Source organism: Candidatus Avelusimicrobium sp., assembly GCF_056976295.1.
On sequence record NZ_DBMCTG010000019.1, the window covers coordinates 1 to 19,755 of the forward strand.

Here is a 19,755-nt window from a genome sequence, read left to right on the forward strand (position 1 = left end):
GATACCGTTTATCACGGCCCGATTATGAAAACCCGCTACTTAAATACAGCAGGAACCGAAGAGAGTTTTTTTGATATTTTTGAAAAAACGGTGCGGAAATATGCACCAGATTATCAGAAAGAATTGGACGATTTTTTAAGTGGAAATATCATGTATTTGTGCAATATTTTTGTGATGCGCAAAGACCTATTTATAAAATATTGTAAATTTATTTTTCCATTATTGGAAAAGATAGATTCCCAAATTGCATCTGACAATTTTTCCCCAATGAAAAAACGCTTTTTAGGTTATTTGGGAGAATATTTATCAACGTTATTTTTTTTGCATTTAAGAAATAAAATAAAAATAAAAGAATTAAATGCCTCTTTTATAATGGAAAAGAATAAAAAAGATTATATTAAATTATGTCGATATGCTATGATGGGACTTTTTAGTTCTTCTTATGCCAAGAAATATTGTTTCTTGCGAAAAAAATTAAATATATTTAAATGGGGAATAGAAAATGACTAAACAAACGGCTTGCGTATTTGCGTGTAGTGAAACTTTTGCATTTGCTTTATACGTTACGCTAAAAACTTTTTTTGCCCACTCGCCACAATTAGCGACAGAATCTGATGTCTTTATTTATGCATATCGTTGGAGTAAACACACCAAAGATATTATATCCTCTTGTGGAACAGTAAAGATTATAGATTATGATCTACCTGCGGATATTCCGCGAAATGCTCTCATTATGCGTTTTACCCCCGCATTATATGCCCGGTTTGAAGCCTTTAATTTATTAGACAAATATCAAAATGTTATATGTTTAGATTCGGATATTTTAGTTCAAAAAGAATTAATTGGCGCTATTGATGAGATGACAGAAAATATTGGTTTGGTAAAAGATACTCTTCCTTTTGTAAGCAAAAATTTTCTTAACCCAATTGAAGGATATGATTTATCAAAACCTTGTTTTAACGCAGGATTTATTGTATTGAAAAAACAACAGTTTCCTGTCTCTTGCACGAGAACGGCTCGTTGGTTATATTCTATGTTGGGGGAACAAGTGGATAATATTGAATTGGGAGATCAAGGCATTATTAATTTGTCCCTACAAAAATTTAATTTGCGCCCTTATGTGTTTTCTAATTTATGGAATATGCCGGCGTCCAATCCAAGAAATAAACTGAATAAAGCCTTTATCATTCACAGCACGGGACATCGCAAATTTTGGGCTTATTATTATTTTCACGAGTGGTATTCTGCATATACCCAATGGAATAAGAAAGGAGGGACTCCAGTATCCATCCGTAAGAATAGTACCCAGTGGGATTATTTGCTCAATATTTTTGCACTAAAAAAATCATGTTTTTTTCAATTGGCACCTGATGGATATCAACATCCTATTAAATTTATAACATTTTTTTTAAAATTTTTATTTCACATTAAGTACTAACTATGGAACATTTAATTTCTAAGAATCTACTTGTAAAAAATTTCCGCCGTATGTGGCCATATATTAAGCCATATTGGTTTAGGGCCGCTTTGGGCGTGGCGCTAACGGTGCCCGTGGGTGCGTTGGACGGCGCCGTGGCTATGTTCTTAAAACCGTTTATGGATAAGGTAATGGTGGATAAACAGCCGCATTTTTCGGCACTAATCCCGTTTCTTATTGTGGGTTTTACCATTGTGCAAGGGGTGCTGATTTATTCTTCCAACTACCTAAATACTTGGGTGGCCCAAAAAATTACTATCGGGGTAAAGCGCCGCCTGTATGAAAAACTCCTCTCTATGGATACTTCATACTTTGATACGCACAATTCCGGCGAAATTTTGTTCCGTTATTCCAACGATGCCGAAACCGCCTCCACCGGGCTTATAGATAACCTGAAACAGTTTTTATCCAAAACATTTTCCTCTATTTCTTTGGTCTGTGTTTTGTTATACAACTCTTGGCAATTAGCACTTATTGCCATTGCGGTACTTTTATTTTTTGTGTATCCAATGGCCAAGGTCCGCAAGAAAATGAAAGAGATTTTGGAAAAAACCGTCGGTAATCTTTCGTATGTAATGACTATTTATAACGAAACCTTTGCCGGAAATAAAACGATTCGTTCCTTTACGCTGGAGGACGAGTTCAAAAAACGCTTCCACAATGTGACGGATATGACCTTCTCCCTAGCCATGCGTATGGTAAAGGGAACAAACTGGCTTTCGCCCCTTATGCATATTATTATGTCTATTGGTGTGGCGTTGGTGATTGGGTGCGGCAGTTATTTGATTGTAAACGGCACTATTACCAGTGGTAATTTTGTGGCATTTATTGCGGCCCTGATGATGCTTTATACCCCGTTGAAATCTGTGGGGAATAACTATATTTCTATCCAAAATTCTTTTTTAGCCATAGACCGTATTTTTGATATTTTGGATTTACAGCCTAATATCAAGGATTTAAGCACCGCCAAAGAACTAACAGAAGTTAAGAAAGATATCGTGTTTGACCACGTCCATTTTGAATATGTTGCCGGGCGGGAGGTGTTGCACGATATTAATTTAACCATTCCTGTTGGCCATACAATCGCCCTAGTGGGCAACTCCGGCGGTGGGAAAACCACTATTTCCGCTTTAATCCCGCGCCTGTATGATATCAAGCAGGGTAGTATTAAAATAGACGGGGCTGATATTAAAGACATTTCCCAAAAATCGTTGCGGAAACAAATTGCGATGGTGTTCCAAGATAACTTTTTATTTTCAGGTACGGTTAAAGAAAATGTCCTCTTGGGGAACGAACACGCAGATGATGCCACTATTTGGATGGCCTTAAAAAGCGCCTGTTTGGATGAATTTGTGAAAGGCTTACCCCAAGGGTTAGATACGCAGATAGGGGAGCGCGGTATTTTGCTTTCCGGTGGACAAAAGCAACGTTTGGCTATTGCGCGTGCGTTTGTTAAAAACGCTCCTATTGTCATTTTGGACGAGGCCACTAGTGCCCTAGATAATAAGTCCGAGCGCGTCGTGCAAGAAGCCTTAGATAACTTGATGAAGAACCGCACCGTTATTGTGATTGCGCACCGCTTATCCACCATACAAAACGCGGATAAAATTGTAGTTATCAATGACGGCAAAATTGCGGAACAAGGCACACACGAGGAATTATTAAAACTTCGCGGGGCTTATTACGCGTTGTATTCTATGCAATTCAAAAAGCAGGAAGCGTAATGATGAAAGGCCTTATTTTAGCCGGCGGGGCAGGCACGCGGTTGTATCCGGCATCTTTGCCCATTTCCAAGATTTTATTGCCTATTTACGATAAACCAATGATTTATTACCCGCTTTCAACCCTTATGATGGCGGGGATACGGGATATTTTGATTATTACCACCCCCGAAGATATAGATAACTTTAAAAAATTGCTGGGGGACGGTTCCCAATGGGGCATTTCGTTATCTTATGTGCCGCAGTTGGTAAAAAAGGGTATTGCGGATGCTTTTATATTAGGGGAAGATTTTATCGGCGCGGACCGTGTGGCCCTTATTTTGGGGGATAACATCTTTTATGGGAACGGGTTTGAGCAGATTTTACAAAGTGCTAAGCAAAATACTGCGGGAGCCACTGTGTTTGCGTACGAGGTAAGAGACCCGGAACGCTTTGGCGTGGTATCTTTTGATAAAGACGGAAACGCTGTATCTTTGGAAGAAAAACCTAAAACCCCCAAAAGCAATTTTGCGGTTACTGGGCTATATTTTTATGATAACAAGGTTGTTTCTTATGCCAAACAATTAAAACCTTCCTCGCGCGGAGAGTTGGAAATTACAGACCTCAACAAAGTGTATTTAGCCAATAATGCCTTGCAGGTAGCGCGATTAGAGCGTGGATTTGCGTGGTTAGACACGGGGACGCACGAAAGCGTCCTACAAGCGGCGAATTTTGTGCATAGTATGCAGTTGAACCAAGGGATAGAAATAGCGTGTTTGGAAGAAATCGCCTTAAAGAAAGGGTTTATTAGCAAAGCGGAGTTAGCACAAACATTGTCCAAGTGTCCGTCTAATACCTATTATCAATATGTGAGCCGTTTATTAAATAATAACTAGACCCAACTTGACTTATATCCCGATAGTAAGCAGTAATAGTGAGTGGCAAAATACCCTTTTGCCCACCGGAGAAAAAGGCCCCAAAATGGCCTTTTTTGCGGTCTATAAATACTACTCTAAAACCCGAATGGATAAAAATCAGACTAAAACGCCGACGAGAGAGGGAAAAATTAGACAACAAAAAAGCCACTTACTTAAAAGCGGCTTTCTAAATGGTCGGGCTTGGAGTAGTGACTTGCGGCCGCTGTAAGACAGGTAAATTCAATTCCCTGTTTATCAGGCAAAAAACAGGGTAAAAAGTAATATTTTTGATATATTTATGGATTTTTCTAATTAATGATGTTGTATTTGTATTGGCTAATTAATATGATTTACCGCTAATTCCCTAAACTTTAAAACAGGGAATTAACAAGGAAATCTTATTGTTTTTTGAGTAATAGTTGGGAACTAATAAATTCTTGGCAAATATTTTTTAAGCAGATGGACTTCTCCATAAGGAAACTGTTCGGAAACCCCGAACAGTTGAATAAAAAGAAATTCCGGTAATATCTGGCAAGAGCGCGCTTTATAATTTGGATATGATTATTTTATTAGAGACAAGTTCATAAACTAAATTTTATATTATACAGTAAGTACTAATGATTGGGAGGGGCAAAAATGAATTTAATTTGGAATACAGCGGCTGCTGTTATAGTTAGTCTAGGTGGTGGTGGAGCGATAGTTTGGTTTCTAGTAAAGTGGTATAGCGGGATTCTTGCTGATAAACTGTCTAAACAATATGCTCACCGACTGTCAGAGGAGTTGGAAAAATATAAAGCTGAACTTGGTAAGAAAGTATATATTGGGAACCAACGATTTGATTTGGCTTTCTCCATTTATAGGGAACTTGCAAGTGCGTTGGTTAATATGACAGAAACTTCTTATTTCCTATTTCCTCCGGGAGATTATTTGCCAGAGGATAAGGAAGAAATGCGAAAAATGATTATTCGGAGATATGAAGACGCCGTAAAGGCATATGAAAATGCGTCGAAGATAATTATCAAAAATGCGGCTTTCATTGATCGCCCACTTTATGAGCAATGTATGCAGATACGCTCTGTTTGTGCGGATCAACTAACCTCTGCAAAAATATTTAGAATAGATGATGATTCTAATAAAAATAGGCAAGCTATGTATCAAGATTTCCGAAATACTTGGAAACAATCAGAAAATATTTTAAAACTTAGAGATTCTTTTATGGAAGCCTTGCGTATGTATTTACAAAGTTTAGAAGAAATACAAAAATAATTATGCAACCAAAAAACCTTAAAAAATTAAACCGTTTGTTGTATCTGCTCAACATCTTGGACAGCGGGGAAATCCAAGTGCAGCGCGAAGCGCGGGAACTGGACGTTACTGAGCGCACTATCCAGCGGGATATCAATGATATTGACGCTGGGGGATTCCCTATTTACAAAGCCGCCCCGGGGGTATATAAGTTTATAGAGGGGTTTTCTCTTAAAAAAATGAATTTGACGGAGGCCGAAGCGTCCCTTTTACTCGTTATGCAGGATGTGATTTCCCCACTAGGCAAACCTTTCCAAGATACGTTGGCATCGCTTCGCCAAAAAGTATTAAACGCGCCGGAAGAATCCCCGTTTTATATCAAAATGCCGACGGGTAATAAATATGAAGAAACCAAAATCACGCGCGTATTGGAAAAGGGCATTCGTACGCATACGGAAGTTTTAATGTCGTTGGCGGCCGATACTTCCCGTAAACTGACCTATGAGTTAAAACCTTTAAAAATAATGAATTATGACGGTTTCTGGTACCTGTTGGGTATCAATGCCTATAAACAGGTACGAAAGTTCCGTTTAGACCGCATTTTGGACGCAGTTAATACGGATAAATCATTCAAACCTACTAAAAATATCCAAAAAATACTGCAAGAAAGCCAAAATATCTGGTTTGGGGAAAACAGGGACAAAGAGGTAACTTTTTGGGTTCCGGCGGAGTTTGCGCCATATTTTGAGAAAAAAGAATCTTTCCCACTGCAAAAAATCCTAAAAAAGCAGAAAAACGGGGATATTTTGGTGGAAACGAGTATATTTAATTATCGTGAGATTATTCCAACGGTACTTAGTTGGCTAGAACATGTTACGCTTGTGGAACCGGACGATTTTAAGGCTCTTATCGAAGATATTTTTAGGCAGGCTATCCAAAGGATATAAGAGACTTTCGCCATACTTACTTTGCCGTCACAAGTAGCTGTCTTTGTAATGCCGCCAGTAGGAATTTTTTGTTTAACAATCTGTTTAATGTTTACTTTTGGGGGCCCAATGTCTACTTTTGAAAAGTCAATGTGTATTTTTTCTAATGAAAGAGCTCTGTGTATACCTATTTATGGTTCGTTATTTTGCGCCCTTTTGATGACGGAAATGGCCGTATCGCCCGGGCTTTGACGGAGTTATTACTCGTGCGGAGTGAGGGTTCTTCCAAGTGTTTTTATTCTATGTCATCCGCTAAAGCATGCGGCGCTATCAACTCCGCTTTCTTGCTCTTAGATACATCAGCTGTATTAACTATTTTTTTTCCGCTTTTGGGCTTTTTTTTAATTTCGTTTAGTCTGTTTAGAAGGTTTTCTGCTCCTAGGTTTATTGGATACGCGTTTCTCTAGCATTGTGTACCGATTCATCTTAATATCTTTTTTGTTGGCGGAGGTTATTATATGGCATAATAAAAAACACGGACAACTCGGTTTTTATGTGACTATATTCTGTCGTATAAGAAAACGAACTTTTTTAAAATACCATTTGTTTTTTAAGGTGCGGATATGTCAGAAAATAAAAAAAGTATCTTCGAATTGATGGAAGGTAAGTATCATTTTATTATTCCCGCCTATCAACGCGGGTACCGTTGGGGAAGAAAAGAAATAAACTATTTGCTAGACGATTTGTGGACTGCCCATAAGAACAAACCTTATTATTTGCAGCCGCTGGAAGTTGTTAAACTTGGCAATACAGATGAGCGGTATCGCGTGGTGGACGGCCAGCAACGATTGACGACCGTCTATTTGATTTTACAGAAATTGCATGTTGAGGGGACGGTCTTTGCCCATACCTTTTATTTGGAATACGACACAAAGTCGGAAGTGACGAAATACATGGAAACTCTGACGGGAAGAAACGTCAGTGAATCCCCGGATATCTATTATATTTCGCAAGCAGTTAAAATAATAAACAATTGGTTTTCGGAAAAGAAAAAGGCTACACCCCATATTGCCACTGAGTTTTTCGAGTTGTTGAAAAAGACCTATTTCTTTTGGTATTGCTTAAACGATGGCGGCGGGCAAATTTTATCCGAAGATGAGTTGCCGCGGCTAGAACAGGAGGCTTTTAACCGTTTGAATGCGGGCAAAATCCCTTTGGCACCCGTGGAATTAATAAAAGGTAAACTTTTTTTATCCTTAAAAGGAAAAGAGGCCCGAGAAATTGTGGGATTGGAGTGGGATCAAATAGAACACGGACTTCATAATGAAGATTTGTGGAGTTTTATATCGCAAGACGAGTTCCCGGATAACCGCATCAGGTTGCTGTTTGAAACATATGGAATATTACATTCTATCCCAAATTCTTCTGCAACCGATATTTTATACGGATTACTCGAGGGCAATTATGATTTTTTGGAGGTTTGGAAAGAGGTTAAAGCCTACTCCCGCCAAATAGAAGAATGGTATTTGGACAAAAATTTTTACCATTTAATCGGTTTTTTGATGTATATGAAGTTTGATATTAAAAAAGTTTTCAAGTTGTTTAACGATAAGAAGGACGTTTTAAAAAACAAAGAGGATTTTAAAGCCGAGTTAAAAAAACAAATCAAAAAGCAAATCAAAAAGCAATTTAAAGTATCTATTGAACAGTTTGAGGAAATTTTGAAGACGGATTATCGGACGGATTCCGAATTATTAAGTCATATTTTGCTTCTTTTTAATGTTATTTGTGCCGACAGGGAACAGAACAGTTTCCTGCGTTTTCCGTTTAAATTTTATAACGATACTCAGCGCGGCAGCGGGTGGTCTTTGGAACATATTCATGCACAGCATCAAGCTGCTGGAAGAAATAATAACACCTCTGAGTCGTGGAGCCAACGTGTAAAACTGTTGAAAGGCCAGTTGAGTGCCGTTAATTCGTCTGACGAAAGAGCGACGGAGCTGAAAAAGAAAATAAAGGCGTTAGATGCCGATAGGGTGACGCAGGAACAAAAAGAGACTATTGAAGAATACGAAAACGAACTTTTTCAACAGATATCTAAGATGACAGAGACGGAAATGCACCAAATTACCAATTTGGCTCTATTGTCTCGTTCTGATAATTCCTCCATCAGCAATGGTTTTTTTGATGCAAAATTAAAACAAATTAAAAAATTGGATAAGGCCGGAAGTTTTATTCCTCCGGGCACCAAAAACGTTTTTCTGAAATATTACAGCGCGGAAGATACTTCTCATCAAACGTGGACGAAAGATGACCGCGAAGCCTACGGAAACGCGCTTAAAGAGGCGATAATGTCATTTTTTTGCGGGGGAAAAATGTATGAATAATAAACAATGTCATTTTGAGGATTTGTTGGAAGAATATTTCGTAATCATTCCAGGAATACAACGGGATTATGTGCAAGGAAGACCCAGCGACAGGAAAAACATAGCGGAGCCTTTTGTAGAGAGCTTGTTTTCGGCGCTGCTCGGTTCCAAAAAACTGTGTTTAGATTTTATTTACGGGATGGTAAGAAAAGAAGAACAAGGAGAAAATAACCGTCTGTTTTTGTTGGATGGACAGCAGCGCGTAACCACGTTATTTTTGTTGTATTATTATTTATGTTTAAGAACAAAAAATAAACAAGAAAGCCAAAAATTATTACAATTTAGTTACCAAACGAGAATCATCAGTCGTGATTTTTGCCGTTTGCTTGTTGAAAACCTGTCCCAAACGGCAGATTTGATAGGACCAGCCGTTGCGCAAGAACAGAACTTGGGCGATATTATTCGGCAGTCGGCCTGGTTTTTTATCCGTTGGGAGGAAGATCCCTCTGTATGCAATATGCTTTCTATGTTGACGGTCATTCATTCCGTCGCGGGGCGGCTGCTGCAGGCACAATCTTCGTCCAAGTTTGCCGAAAGTCGGCTAGCTGCGTGCCTAAATAATTTTAAACAAATTCAGTTTAGTTATATGGAATTGTCAAATGTTGAAGATGAGTATGCGGACGACTTGTATCTAAAAATGAACAGCCGCGGAAAACAGCTGACCGTTTTTGAAATTTTTAAATCCCGGTTGTCGAAATGTTTAATCGAGAATGAGCCCATCAAACTAGACGGGGACTGGTATAATTTCTTTTGGCAATTATATCGAGACGAAACGTCTTTTTTCCCGGAAAAAGTGGATCAAAAAATATGCTGCTTTGTGGAAAATATGACGTGGTTTTTTGTTAATGACAACGCCAAAGAGAAAGCGGAAAACGCTTTATTGTTGGACGCTTCCCTGTATAAAAAAGGCGGAATCTATGGTACAAGAACCGATCAAGTTGCTTGCCTGACGAAAACATGGGCGCGTTTACCCGAATTGGAGAAAAATTCAGAAGAATATAAAGCGTTTACAAATTTTTTAAAACCTTCCACTCCTTCCAAAGAGGAAAAGGAGATTACATACCAAGAGCGGTTGTTGTTTTATTCGTTGGTTTTATATTTTCAGCAATCTTCCCATCGGCTGGCCCGAAAACGTTGGTTTAGAGTGTGCCGCAATTTAATACAAAATACGCTTTATAATGATATCAAGTCTGTCCTTGCTTCTAAAGCGGAGCTTGAAAAGATGGCGGCGGATGTCTTCGCGCAGGAAACTGCCGACGCTGTGGAACAAACTTGGATTAACATTTTGCAAAATTTGAAGTCGTTTGGGGCGCAGGCAGAGGAAGAAGCCTTAAAATTAGAATTAATAAACCATGGGCAAATAACTGAAAATGACCTGTGGAAAATGGAATTACACCCTTATTTTAACGGGAAAATCGACTTTTTGCTAGACTTTGCGAAAACCGCCGATAATACCTATGACATGGAACAGTTTAAACGTTATTATCAGCTGGCGGACCTTTTCTTTCGAGAAGAAAACTTTATTTATTTCCAAAAAGCGTTACTTTGTGTGGGCGATGCTACTGGCGACGATTATTTAATGCCGATTGCCAGTCGTTATTCTCTGGGTAATTTAAATGAGGATATTCGTTCCAAAAAAGACACATGGCATAAAGTGTTTGATAATAAATCGAAACGAAATTTATTAAAAAATTTGTGTGAGAATATCCTTAACCGAATAAAGGAAAAAGAAATTATTGCGGAAAGAGTGAGGAAAGAATTAACGGATATGGTGGAGGAACATTTAAAACAGGGAATTAAGCCCTATGCGGATTGGCGGTATTGGTTTTTGAAAGAAGATTCTATATTGGCAAGGAAAGAAATCCGCTTTCGGGACGCCCGCCGGAATATCTATCTGCAAGGGGGCAAAGGCAGTTGGAGCAAAAAATACGAATTATACAGTTACACCTTCAGCTTATGGTGTGATAAAGAAAATCGGGGCTTGGAATGGAAAGATTATGCTGTTAAGGAAGGATATGGTGCGCAGGGCCCCTATTTGCCTGGCATTATTGAACTTTCCGGCGGACGGAAAATTTATTTTAATCTGTTTTATTTCGGAGAGTGGGATGGGTTTGTATTGTTTACCTTTGCGGCGCTTCCGGAAAATTGGGAAGAGAAGATTTCTACGGAGCCTGCGGATGTTTTAAATGGAAAAGTATATAAGAAAACATTGGGGCGTCCCTCGTTTGAAGAATTAGCAACGCAACTGCTGGTAATACGAGAACAAATCCGGCAGTTGGGGGAAACTGTATTGTTTAGCCATCCTGCTGTGTAGAGCGCTTTCCGGCCGCTCCTTTGACAATATTGCAGCAAAGCCAAATATAAAAAGCCCTTTTGAAAAAGGGATTTTTGTACTGCCCGGGGAAACCATAGGCGGAAGCCCGTGGTAGTTTACATCTAGAAAACCACCGGCTAGGCCGGTGGTTCAGTAAGGTTATACCGTTCCCCAAGACAAAAAAACTCCTTTTGTATAATAAATTGCCTGTGCTAGCAGGCAATTAAACAAAAGGAAGTCATTGTTATGTCCAATGACTTAAATAAATTATCACATCCAACGTGGAACTGCAAGTATCATATCGTATTTGCGCCAAAATATCGTCGGCAAGTATTTTACCGTGAAAAGAGGGTGGAGATAGGGAAAATACTACGCAAATTATGCGAATGGAAAGGGGTAGAGATAGTAGAGGCGGAAGTATGCCCTGATCATATCCATATGCTATTATCAATACCCCCGAAATACAGTGTAGGGAGTGTAATGGGATATATAAAGGGGAAGAGCAGTTTATTAATATATGAGAGATGGAAAAATATGCAGTATAAGTATAAGAACCGGGAGTTTTGGTGCCGAGGGTGTTATGTAGATACTGTAGGTAAGAATAAAGTGAAGATATCCGAGTATATTAAGAACCAATTACGAGAGGATAAGTTAGGGGCGCAACTGCTATTTGATAAAAGCCCGTGGGAAGGGAAGAGTCGGAAGTGAACGCGAGCGACAGGCAGTTGAGACGCGTTACACGCGTGGCTAGTAAGGCGGGGCAGGGCCCCAATGTGAAAAACCCCCGGCTATGCCGGGGGATAGTTATTCTGCCAAAATACACCTTGAAAAGCATATCCGAAATCGAATATTTGGGTTTTAGTGTCCAAACTCTGTTCAGCGTTAGTATAGCTTACTATAGTTAATTGCGAAAATATAGTGTGCCAAAAGTATGTAGAATGGGCACTATAAAATAGGGAAAATCCACTTTTACACACAGGGAAAATGGGGGTTTTATAGTGTCCAAACTGTGCCCAGTATATTCATAGTTTTCGGAAATTTTTTTAGTAGTTTTTATACTTCTTCGACGAGAACTAATAATTATAGTATGACAAAAATTTTCGGGAATTTAAGCTGTGCGGATATAGTTTGCAGAAAAATCGTGTATATTTACACTTTTCTCGACGAGAAAAAAAAGAATTTTAGCGTGTACTGTACACCATACAGGGTCCACTAACAATATATACTTTTTGTTCTAATTTTGCTCCAGAAACACCGTCGGAAAAGCATAAAACTACCGACGAGCAGAAGTCCGTTATAGTGTACCATCCTTTTGGTGTACATTTTAGGACATTTTTAATTCCTTTTTACTTCTCAAAGGTTGGGGTTTAAAGGTACACCAAACTAGCATATAAAAAGAGTTCTTATTGAAAATCATACCCAAACCTGCCATATTTTAGTCTATGCCACTTGTATTCCAAATTATGGTAACATAAATAAAAGGACTTTTTGAGATTTAACTGTGCCCCAAGATACTGACATTATCATTTAGCAAACCGAAGATAGAAGTTACATTGGCCGATAAAACTGTATGGCTGACCCAAGCAGTTATTCCAGTCAAGTAAAGCTAATATTAGTGAGCGCATTAAGCATATCTTCGAAGAGGGAGAATTGCATGAAACGGCAACTGTTCGGAAATTCCGAATAGTTCAAAAAGAGGGGAATAGACAAATCGAGCGCGAAGTTACTTATTACAATTTAGATGTAATTCCAGCCGTAGGCTATAGAGTGCTGACTGTGCAAGATACACTTTTCGTATATGGGCTACCTAAATGTTACGGGAATATCTTGTTAAAGGGTTCACATTAAACGATGATTTCCTAAAAAATATGGGCGGTGGAAAATATTGGCAAGAGTTTTTGCCCCTGTGCAGTAATGCGGATTATACATTTTCTCTTTTAGTGCGTTTGTGGGTAGAATGTATTATACTTTCCACGTTTTAACCGTGCAGGAATAAATATGTGTTTGTGTCGGCCTGTTTTATGCTGGAACTATTCAAAACTTATCTGATGTTTGCCCTGTTGCCGGCCCCCAAAAAGGCAACCGCGGACCCCAAAATGCTCTAACCTTAATTTTCCGGCGGTCCGTCCGATAGGAGCCTGTTATGGTTGAAAAAATCAAAATCCGCGGTGCGCGGGTGCATAATCTCAAAAATATAGATGTAGATATCCCCTTAAATAAAATAGTGGGTATTGCCGGTGTTTCCGGTTCCGGCAAATCTTCTTTGGCATTAGGCGTGTTGTATGCGGAAGGCTCGCGACGGTATTTGGAGGCGCTTTCCACCTATACCCGCCGCCGTATGACCCAAGCCGCCCGCCCGCAAGTGGAAGAAGTTTTATATGTGCCCGCCGCGTTGGCCTTGCACCAGCGCCCTGCCGTGGCCGGCTTGCGCAGCACTTTTGGCACGGGTACGGAACTGCTAAACAGTTTGCGGTTGATGTTTTCCCGCTTAGCCAGCCACCGCTGCCCCAATGGGCATTATGTGGCGCCTTCATTAGCGGTTGCGGCCGGAAAAATGCTCCGCTGCCCAACATGCGGCGCGGAGTTTTATGCCCCCAGTGCCGAAGAACTGGCTTTTAACAGCCAAGGCGCCTGCCCTACTTGCGACGGTACCGGTACGGTATGGAATGTAGATATGGCTACCTTAGTGCCGGATGAAAATTTAACCATAGACCAAGGCGCCGTGGCTCCGTGGAACAGTTTAATGTGGTCTTTAATGACGGACGTTTGCCGCGCCATGGGCGTACGGACGGACGTGCCGTTTAAGGATTTATCCCCGCAGGAAAAAGAAATTGTGTATCACGGTCCGGCAGAAAAAAAGCGTATTTTTTATAAAGCCAAAAAAACAAACCAGGCGGGCGAATTGGATTTTACCTTTTACAACGCCGTTTATACGGTAAAAAATGCGTTGGCAAAGGTAAAGGACGAGCAAGGCATGAAACGGGTGGAAAAGTTTTTGAAACAGGAGCCTTGTCCGGATTGCGGCGGTTCGCGCTTGAGTGCTGCGGCCCGCGCCCCGCGTGTAGGCGGCCTAAACTTGGCGGACGTTTGCCAAAAAACATTGGTGGATTTAACCGCGTGGGTGGCGGCCGTTCCCGCTACTATGCCTGCTGAAATGCGCGAAATGGCGCAAAACATTACGGAGGCCTTTTTGTCCGCCTCCCGCCGCCTGATGGATTTGGGCCTAGGGTATTTGACTCTAGACCGCGCCTCCGCCACCTTGTCCACCGGAGAACGCCAGCGTATGCAGTTGGCGCGGGCGGTGCGCAACCGCACCACCGGTGTTTTATATGTGCTAGATGAGCCCTCTATCGGCTTACACCCGTCTAATATCGTGGGCTTAAAAGGGGTTATGCGGGATTTAATTGCGGACGGCAACTCCGTCGTGCTGGTGGACCACGATACCCAAATTTTATCCGCGGCCGATTGGTTTGTGGAAATGGGGCCCCAAGCCGGCGCCAACGGCGGCTATGTAATTGCCCAAGGCACATTGGCGGATATCAGCCGCAATAAAAATTCCAAAATCGGGCCGTTTTTAACCGGAAAAATGCCGGAAAATGTATGGAAAAAAGTGCCGGCAGAACAGTTGTTTGCGCAAGGCAAAATCCGTTTATCTACGGGGCCCATTCATACGGTAAAACCGTTGGAAATAGAAATACCCAAAGGGCGGCTTACGGCGGTAAGCGGTGTGTCCGGCTCCGGCAAAACCACGCTGGTGTTGGAAAGTTTAGTGCCCGCTTTAGAGGCGCATGTGCGCCATGCGCCGCTTCCTCCCCATGTGCGCGCCGTACAAGCGCAAGGTATTGAACAGGTAAAGCTGATTGATGCCACCCCTATTGGGATTAATGTGCGTTCCACCGTGGCAACGTATGCCAATGTGCATGACGAACTGCGCAAACTGTTTGCCCGCTTGCCGGATGCCAAACAGCGAGGGTATAAAGCGGGGGATTTTTCCTACAATACCGGCCGTTTGCGTTGTGCGGAGTGTGACGGAACAGGAGAAATCAGTTTGGATGTGCAATTTTTGCCGGATGTGGACGTGCCTTGCCCCACTTGCCGCGGGGCGCGCTATGCACGGGAAGCGTTTGATGTAAAATATACCAACCAACGCGGGGAAAGTTTTTCACTGCCGGAGCTGATGGCTATGGACGTTTCCACTGCGTTGAAAGCGTGCGCGGATTGGAAATTGGTGCACCAACGCTTGCAAATCTTGCAAGACTTAGGGTTGGGATATTTAACATTGGGTGAAGCAACCCCCAGCCTTTCCGGCGGAGAGGCCCAGCGCTTAAAATTGGCTAGTGAAATGGGCAAGCCGCAACATTCCACCGTATTTGTGTTTGACGAGCCTACCATCGGCCTGCACCCGTTAGACGTGCGCACGCTATTGGGGGTGTTCCAAATGCTCATTCAAAACGGCGCAACGGTGATAGTGATTGAACACGATTTGGACGTTTTACGCCACGCGGATTATCTGATTGATATGGGGCCGTCCGGCGGCAATGCGGGGGGAACTGTAGTGGCGTGCGGCCCTGTGGAAGTGATTAAACAATGTTCGCAGAGCCTAACGGGACGGTATTTATAAAGGAAGGCTTTTTGTGATGCTACCATTACCGCAAGAATTTATAGCTTATACTTCCGCCCTGTTTGGGGCGGAGCGTTGGGCCAAATATGAACAGGCACTCACGCAGAGAGCGGCCGTCAGTGTGCGTTTCAACCCGTGGAAATGCACGGGGAAAATGGGGATTTTATAGTGTCCCAAAAGGGTCCACTAACAATATATACTTTTTGTTCTAATTTTGCTCATTTTGCTCACGAAACACCGTCGGAAAAGCATAAAAAAAGAACCTCTCTCGTCTGAGAAAGGCTCTTTTTCTAAAAGTGCGCCCAACAGGCATCGAACTACCGACGGAGAGGTGTCCAAAATACTGTCCATAATTCTTATACAAAAAGTACTGAAAATTTAAGCATTTTTTATATGGTTTGGGCAGGGCTCGACGGGGGGTCGATGCGCAACCTGGGAATTGTAGGCAGAAAATTAGTGTCCAAACGTGGACACTTTCCGTCGTAATCTGTATAATATTTTCAGTTATTTTGTGGAGCGTTGGGATGGCGAAGGTGGTAATTCTTTACCGACATCTTTTACGATTGACAGTTCTTCATAATCGTCCTCTTCTACGAAGCACCGCCCAAGATAAGCATACCCTCCATCAATAGCGACACGTTCACATTTGCACTGTTTGAAGTCATGCCGAAAGTGGGATGTAATGACATCTCCACAGAATTTACATCTGATTCGATTTAATTTTATTCCTTTCATGTGAACAGTATGCCATACTGTTGGCCTAGAAGTGTAGTCTTATTTCGTAAATTGCTATAATTAAATATATGAAGACCTTGTTTATTTTAGCCGGAGCCAATGGTAGTGGCAAAAGCACGATTGCTAAGGAACTATTGCCTGAAGAAAATATCGTTTATGTAAATGCAGATGATATTGCCAAGGAACTTTGCCCCGAAAACATGCAATCAGTACGCATCCAAGCGGGTAAGGAACTCCATGCTCGGATTGATAAACTGTTTGGGGAAGGCAAATCGTTCGCTTTGGAAAGCACGTTGTCCGGTGTTGGGCATATCAAGACCATTGAAACCGCCCATAAACTAGGTTACAAAGTAATAATTCTTTACACGTTTGTAGATGGCCCAGATTCGTGTATTGTGCGCATCCAAACCCGCGTTAAGAATGGAGGTCATCCTGTACCGGAGGAAGATGTTATACGGCGTTTTGGTCGCAGTAAACAAAACTTTTGGAACACCTACAAGGATCTAGCGGACCACTGGGTATTGTATTATAACGGTGGAGATGATGTCGTATTAGTTGCGCAACAAGATAAAGGAAAACAAGTTGAAATCTTAGCCGAAAACCTTTATACTGTATTTGAGAGGGATCTATGACTGATTTAACAGCTAAATTAACCCGTATTGCTAGCAGAGCCGTACGTAAGGCCCAAGAAGAAAACCGCAAGAACGGGATACCCAATGTATATGTGATTAACGGCAAGCATGTATGGCAAATGCCGGATGGGTCGTTTACGGATAAAAACCCATTCTAAACCATTTTTTACGCAGAAAAAGGCCCCGCAAAACGCGGGGCTTTCTTATTTTCCTATCAAATCCCCAAAATCCAGGCCGACTTGCTTACATGCTTTATTGGGCTCACAGACCGTCTTTTCTTCTACACCCACTAGTGCCATTCCACGCTTAGGCAGGTTCATGACCGCCTTGTGTAAGTGAGCAGGAGCCAAATGTGCGTAAATCTCGGTCATTTGGATAGTCCGGTGGCCCAGCAATTTGCATACCGTATAGAGTTCCACGCCATTTTGGACAAGTTGGCTGGCAAAGGTATGGCGCAATTTATGCAGGAAGCTGTCCACGCCTGCCGCTTTGGCTATTTTGTGGTAACAAGCCGTCAGAGAGTCTATGTTGCGCGTACGTCCGAAATCTACCACAAACTCGCTTTCTGCTCCGATTTTGGCCCGTTCTATGGCGTTTCTCAAACTCTCGGTCATTGGAACGAAACGATAATATTCCGTCTTATTTGGGGCGATATACAGTTGGTTGTTAGCAAAATCCACATCTTGCCAACGAAGATTCATAATTTCGCCCCTGCGTAGTCCGGCATCGGCTCCCAATAACACGACTAGCCGCCAAGTATCGGTCGGACAGGCATTTAAGAGTTTATCTATCTCTTCGGGCGTATGGAAAACAACCCGTCCGCGTGGCACTTTTAATTCGGATACGAGCGACCAGTCCTGTTTAGGCACATATTTCCACTTTTCTCCTATACGCATAGCTGTTTTTATGCATTGTACTAGACGGTTAATGTGATTTTTACCAATCTCTTTTGTGAGTAAGTGCTCTTTAAACTTTTGGACTAGTTCGGGAGTAACATCCTGCAAATAACGTGGCTTTTTTATCTCTTCCAAGTACCGGATAGCCAATTTGGTATGAGTAACGGTATTGCGCGATCTTTCCACGGACATATGGTAGAGTAGTTTATCTTTGAACGCTTGCCAAGTGATATTGATGGGGAAACGCTCTTTGACGGCATTTCTGCGGCGGATAAACTCCTGATATTTTAGCAAGGCTACCTGTTTGTTTTCGGTTTGAAGTGAAATGCGCCTTCTGACCCCATTGAAATCGTAATAATCTGCGTAATAATACGGCCCTTTTTTGATTTTAATAACGCCCATAATTCTCTCCTGTAAGAAGTGTTTTTTACATACACATTCACGCTCCTTATAGGGAGAGAAGTCAAGGGAAAAATAGTCTTGAAAAAAACATTAAAAACTTAATTTTCTTCTTCGTGTGGAATAAAAAACAATTTAACTTGGTTTGCTATACGCTTTTCTATCGCTTCAGCATTTGACTTAAATGTAATCTTGCTAAAAATCGGGATATTTTGATTATTCCTGATAATTCCAAATCTAAGATATAAATTATTTGGATCAATTGACATATTGGGAAATCTTGTGCAAGTGGCAGAAAAAAAGTTCTTCTCTCCCTTTAAACGTTCAATAGAAACAAGTCCTTGGGAAAAAAGATGGCTAAGTGGTGCAGATCCTATAGTCCCCTTTTTAATATGATAAAGAGTATTATTATTAAATAAATCAAATACTTCTGTTTGGTCCACTAACTTCTGATCTCCCAAAATATAAGAAGAATGCTGTCCAGATAATTCACGCAAATAATCTTCCTCTCTTTGTAATTTATTATTTACTAGAGGCAACTCAGGAAACTCTGGTGGCGCCGAAATAAGACGGTTGTTAAAAAAATCGTCCAGCGTTTCGGTAAGATTTGGAGCGAATCGAAACCATTTTCCCTGCTCCAATAAGAATTTGCCTTCCTCTGTTGTTACATCCACCGATATAAAATCATAAAGTTTCCTGTATATTGAAAATATGTTTCCATCAAATCCTTGCAGTTTAATTGTGATATCTTTATTTTTAAGAAAATGAATAAAAGCTTTATTGTTATGAACAAGATTAGATCCCGGCGATAGGTAACTGCTTACTATTCTTTTGAAATTTTGAATACTGAAATCAGAGATATCTTCCTCTCCATTTTTGATGGAATCAATTGCATAGTATTGGATGGTATCCAAAGGAGCAAACAGGCTAAAGTCATTGTTTAGAATAGCTGCCACCATCCGTGAATTTAAATTCTCTTTTAATTCTGTTTCGTTACGTAGCAACGGAGAAATATTATCAATAAATTTAAATTTACTTTGATAATTAAGCGATCTAAACGCGTTTTCTATGGTGTTTAATTGTTCCATTAAAAGGACTGAATCGAGAGATATATTTAGTGCTTGTCCTCCCTGAATTTTCTTACAGCCAAAAATCCTCTGATACTCTTGTGATAAATCCCCGTTAATTGCATTTAGTACATCGGTTAGTTGATTAAAATCCAGCTGAGAAATTTGTAACGCCGACGAACTTACTATATCTTTTCGAGTTTTGATTTCTGATATCGACTTTGAAGAGTGATGATAAATGTTGCCTTCTAAATTTAACATATTTAGAGCGGTCTTTAGCCCAAAATTATAAACAAATTTAGATTTATTAAGTTTATTATTCCCAGTACCAAACGTAATGGCAAACATGTTGTTAGAAGAAGTAAGAAAAAATACAATCGCATAATATTTTCTAAATGAT

The 19,755-nt window shown here is 40.8% G+C and carries 17 protein-coding genes and 1 pseudogene; 15 read left to right on the forward strand and 3 right to left on the reverse strand.

All coding sequences use genetic code 11. The features are described 5' to 3' along the window. The 13 genes and pseudogenes from ACZOTW_RS06985 to ACZOTW_RS07045 form a co-directional block, all read left to right on the forward strand. A partial coding sequence (locus ACZOTW_RS06985) for a DUF4422 domain-containing protein (RefSeq protein ID WP_483997861.1) occupies positions 1-510 on the forward strand: 510 nt, incomplete at its 5' end. Next, the gene (locus ACZOTW_RS06990) at positions 503-1,438 is read left to right on the forward strand and encodes a glycosyltransferase (protein ID WP_483997862.1); all 936 of its coding nucleotides are present in this window, start codon (positions 503-505) and stop codon (positions 1,436-1,438) included. The genes ACZOTW_RS06985 and ACZOTW_RS06990, both read left to right, overlap by 8 nt. Positions 1,439-1,440: 2 nt before the next feature. Continuing rightward, positions 1,441-3,201 carry an ABC transporter ATP-binding protein gene (locus ACZOTW_RS06995; RefSeq protein ID WP_483997863.1) on the forward strand — a complete coding sequence of 587 codons (1,761 nt, stop codon included), beginning with the start codon at positions 1,441-1,443 and terminating at the stop codon, positions 3,199-3,201. Positions 3,202-3,203: 2 nt separating this feature from the next. Next, positions 3,204-4,073, forward strand: a complete 870-nt coding sequence (gene rfbA / locus ACZOTW_RS07000) for a glucose-1-phosphate thymidylyltransferase RfbA (protein WP_483997877.1) — start codon at positions 3,204-3,206, stop codon at positions 4,071-4,073. 657 nt (positions 4,074-4,730) lie between these two features. Continuing rightward, a complete protein-coding gene (locus tag ACZOTW_RS07005) occupies positions 4,731-5,360 on the forward strand; it encodes a hypothetical protein (RefSeq protein WP_483997864.1) in 630 nt (209 codons plus the stop codon). 2 nt (positions 5,361-5,362) lie between these two features. After that, positions 5,363-6,286: a helix-turn-helix transcriptional regulator gene (locus ACZOTW_RS07010; RefSeq protein ID WP_483997865.1), complete on the forward strand. Its 924-nt coding sequence runs from the start codon at positions 5,363-5,365 to the stop codon at positions 6,284-6,286. A 167-nt stretch (positions 6,287-6,453) separates the two neighbouring features. Continuing rightward, positions 6,454-6,576 (forward strand): annotated as a pseudogene (locus tag ACZOTW_RS07015) (Fic family protein); the annotation flags it as partial. A 312-nt stretch (positions 6,577-6,888) separates the two neighbouring features. Then, positions 6,889-8,652, forward strand: a complete 1,764-nt coding sequence (locus tag ACZOTW_RS07020) for a DUF262 domain-containing protein (RefSeq protein WP_483997866.1) — start codon at positions 6,889-6,891, stop codon at positions 8,650-8,652. After that, complete coding sequence (locus tag ACZOTW_RS07025; RefSeq protein ID WP_483997867.1) at positions 8,645-11,005, forward strand: GmrSD restriction endonuclease domain-containing protein; 2,361 nt, start codon at positions 8,645-8,647, stop codon at positions 11,003-11,005. Before ACZOTW_RS07020 ends, ACZOTW_RS07025 begins: the two co-directional genes overlap by 8 nt. A gap of 246 nt (positions 11,006-11,251) precedes the next feature. Beyond that, positions 11,252-11,713 (forward strand): IS200/IS605 family transposase, encoded by a 462-nt coding sequence (gene tnpA / locus ACZOTW_RS07030; protein WP_483997868.1) that lies wholly within the window; start codon positions 11,252-11,254, stop codon positions 11,711-11,713. A gap of 942 nt (positions 11,714-12,655) precedes the next feature. Continuing rightward, positions 12,656-12,853, forward strand: coding sequence for a RhuM family protein (rhuM, locus tag ACZOTW_RS07035; RefSeq protein WP_483997869.1), 198 nt, complete (start codon positions 12,656-12,658; stop codon positions 12,851-12,853). Between the two features lie 295 nt (positions 12,854-13,148). Then, a complete protein-coding gene (locus tag ACZOTW_RS07040) occupies positions 13,149-15,626 on the forward strand; it encodes an excinuclease ABC subunit UvrA (RefSeq protein ID WP_483997870.1) in 2,478 nt (825 codons plus the stop codon). 13 nt (positions 15,627-15,639) lie between these two features. Next, positions 15,640-15,795, forward strand: a complete 156-nt coding sequence (locus ACZOTW_RS07045; protein ID WP_483997871.1) for a hypothetical protein — start codon at positions 15,640-15,642, stop codon at positions 15,793-15,795. Between the two features lie 335 nt (positions 15,796-16,130). Here ACZOTW_RS07045 and ACZOTW_RS07050 read toward each other — a convergent pair whose 3' ends face one another. Next, a complete protein-coding gene (locus tag ACZOTW_RS07050) occupies positions 16,131-16,361 on the reverse strand; it encodes a DUF7695 domain-containing protein (RefSeq protein WP_483997872.1) in 231 nt (76 codons plus the stop codon). A gap of 68 nt (positions 16,362-16,429) precedes the next feature. Here ACZOTW_RS07050 and ACZOTW_RS07055 point away from each other — a divergent pair, with 68 nt between their 5' ends. Further along, a complete protein-coding gene (locus ACZOTW_RS07055) occupies positions 16,430-16,993 on the forward strand; it encodes an ATPase (protein WP_483997873.1) in 564 nt (187 codons plus the stop codon). After that, the gene (locus ACZOTW_RS07060) at positions 16,990-17,151 is read left to right on the forward strand and encodes a hypothetical protein (protein ID WP_483997874.1); all 162 of its coding nucleotides are present in this window, start codon (positions 16,990-16,992) and stop codon (positions 17,149-17,151) included. Before ACZOTW_RS07055 ends, ACZOTW_RS07060 begins: the two co-directional genes overlap by 4 nt. A 45-nt stretch (positions 17,152-17,196) precedes the next feature. Here the strand turns inward: ACZOTW_RS07060 and ACZOTW_RS07065 are convergent, their stop codons facing one another. Beyond that, positions 17,197-18,291 carry a tyrosine-type recombinase/integrase gene (locus tag ACZOTW_RS07065; RefSeq protein ID WP_483997875.1) on the reverse strand — a complete coding sequence of 365 codons (1,095 nt, stop codon included), beginning with the start codon at positions 18,289-18,291 and terminating at the stop codon, positions 17,197-17,199. A 98-nt stretch (positions 18,292-18,389) separates the two neighbouring features. Then, positions 18,390-19,755: DUF6119 family protein (locus tag ACZOTW_RS07070; protein WP_483997876.1), on the reverse strand; the 1,366-nt coding region annotated here is incomplete at its 5' end.

Excerpts from the sequence above, each read along its gene's own strand:
- ACZOTW_RS06990 (WP_483997862.1), top strand. The coding sequence starts at position 503 with ATGACTAAACAAACGGCTTGCGTATTTGCGTGTAGTGAAACTTTTGCA.
- ACZOTW_RS06995 (WP_483997863.1), top strand. The coding sequence starts at position 1,441 with ATGGAACATTTAATTTCTAAGAATCTACTTGTAAAAAATTTCCGCCGT.
- rfbA (WP_483997877.1), top strand. The coding sequence starts at position 3,204 with ATGAAAGGCCTTATTTTAGCCGGCGGGGCAGGCACGCGGTTGTATCCG.
- ACZOTW_RS07005 (WP_483997864.1), top strand. The coding sequence starts at position 4,731 with ATGAATTTAATTTGGAATACAGCGGCTGCTGTTATAGTTAGTCTAGGT.
- ACZOTW_RS07010 (WP_483997865.1), top strand. The coding sequence starts at position 5,363 with ATGCAACCAAAAAACCTTAAAAAATTAAACCGTTTGTTGTATCTGCTC.
- ACZOTW_RS07020 (WP_483997866.1), top strand. The coding sequence starts at position 6,889 with ATGTCAGAAAATAAAAAAAGTATCTTCGAATTGATGGAAGGTAAGTAT.
- ACZOTW_RS07025 (WP_483997867.1), top strand. The coding sequence starts at position 8,645 with ATGAATAATAAACAATGTCATTTTGAGGATTTGTTGGAAGAATATTTC.
- tnpA (WP_483997868.1), top strand. The coding sequence starts at position 11,252 with ATGTCCAATGACTTAAATAAATTATCACATCCAACGTGGAACTGCAAG.
- ACZOTW_RS07040 (WP_483997870.1), top strand. The coding sequence starts at position 13,149 with ATGGTTGAAAAAATCAAAATCCGCGGTGCGCGGGTGCATAATCTCAAA.
- ACZOTW_RS07050 (WP_483997872.1), bottom strand. The coding sequence starts at position 16,361 with ATGAAAGGAATAAAATTAAATCGAATCAGATGTAAATTCTGTGGAGAT.
- ACZOTW_RS07055 (WP_483997873.1), top strand. The coding sequence starts at position 16,430 with ATGAAGACCTTGTTTATTTTAGCCGGAGCCAATGGTAGTGGCAAAAGC.
- ACZOTW_RS07060 (WP_483997874.1), top strand. The coding sequence starts at position 16,990 with ATGACTGATTTAACAGCTAAATTAACCCGTATTGCTAGCAGAGCCGTA.
- ACZOTW_RS07065 (WP_483997875.1), bottom strand. The coding sequence starts at position 18,291 with ATGGGCGTTATTAAAATCAAAAAAGGGCCGTATTATTACGCAGATTAT.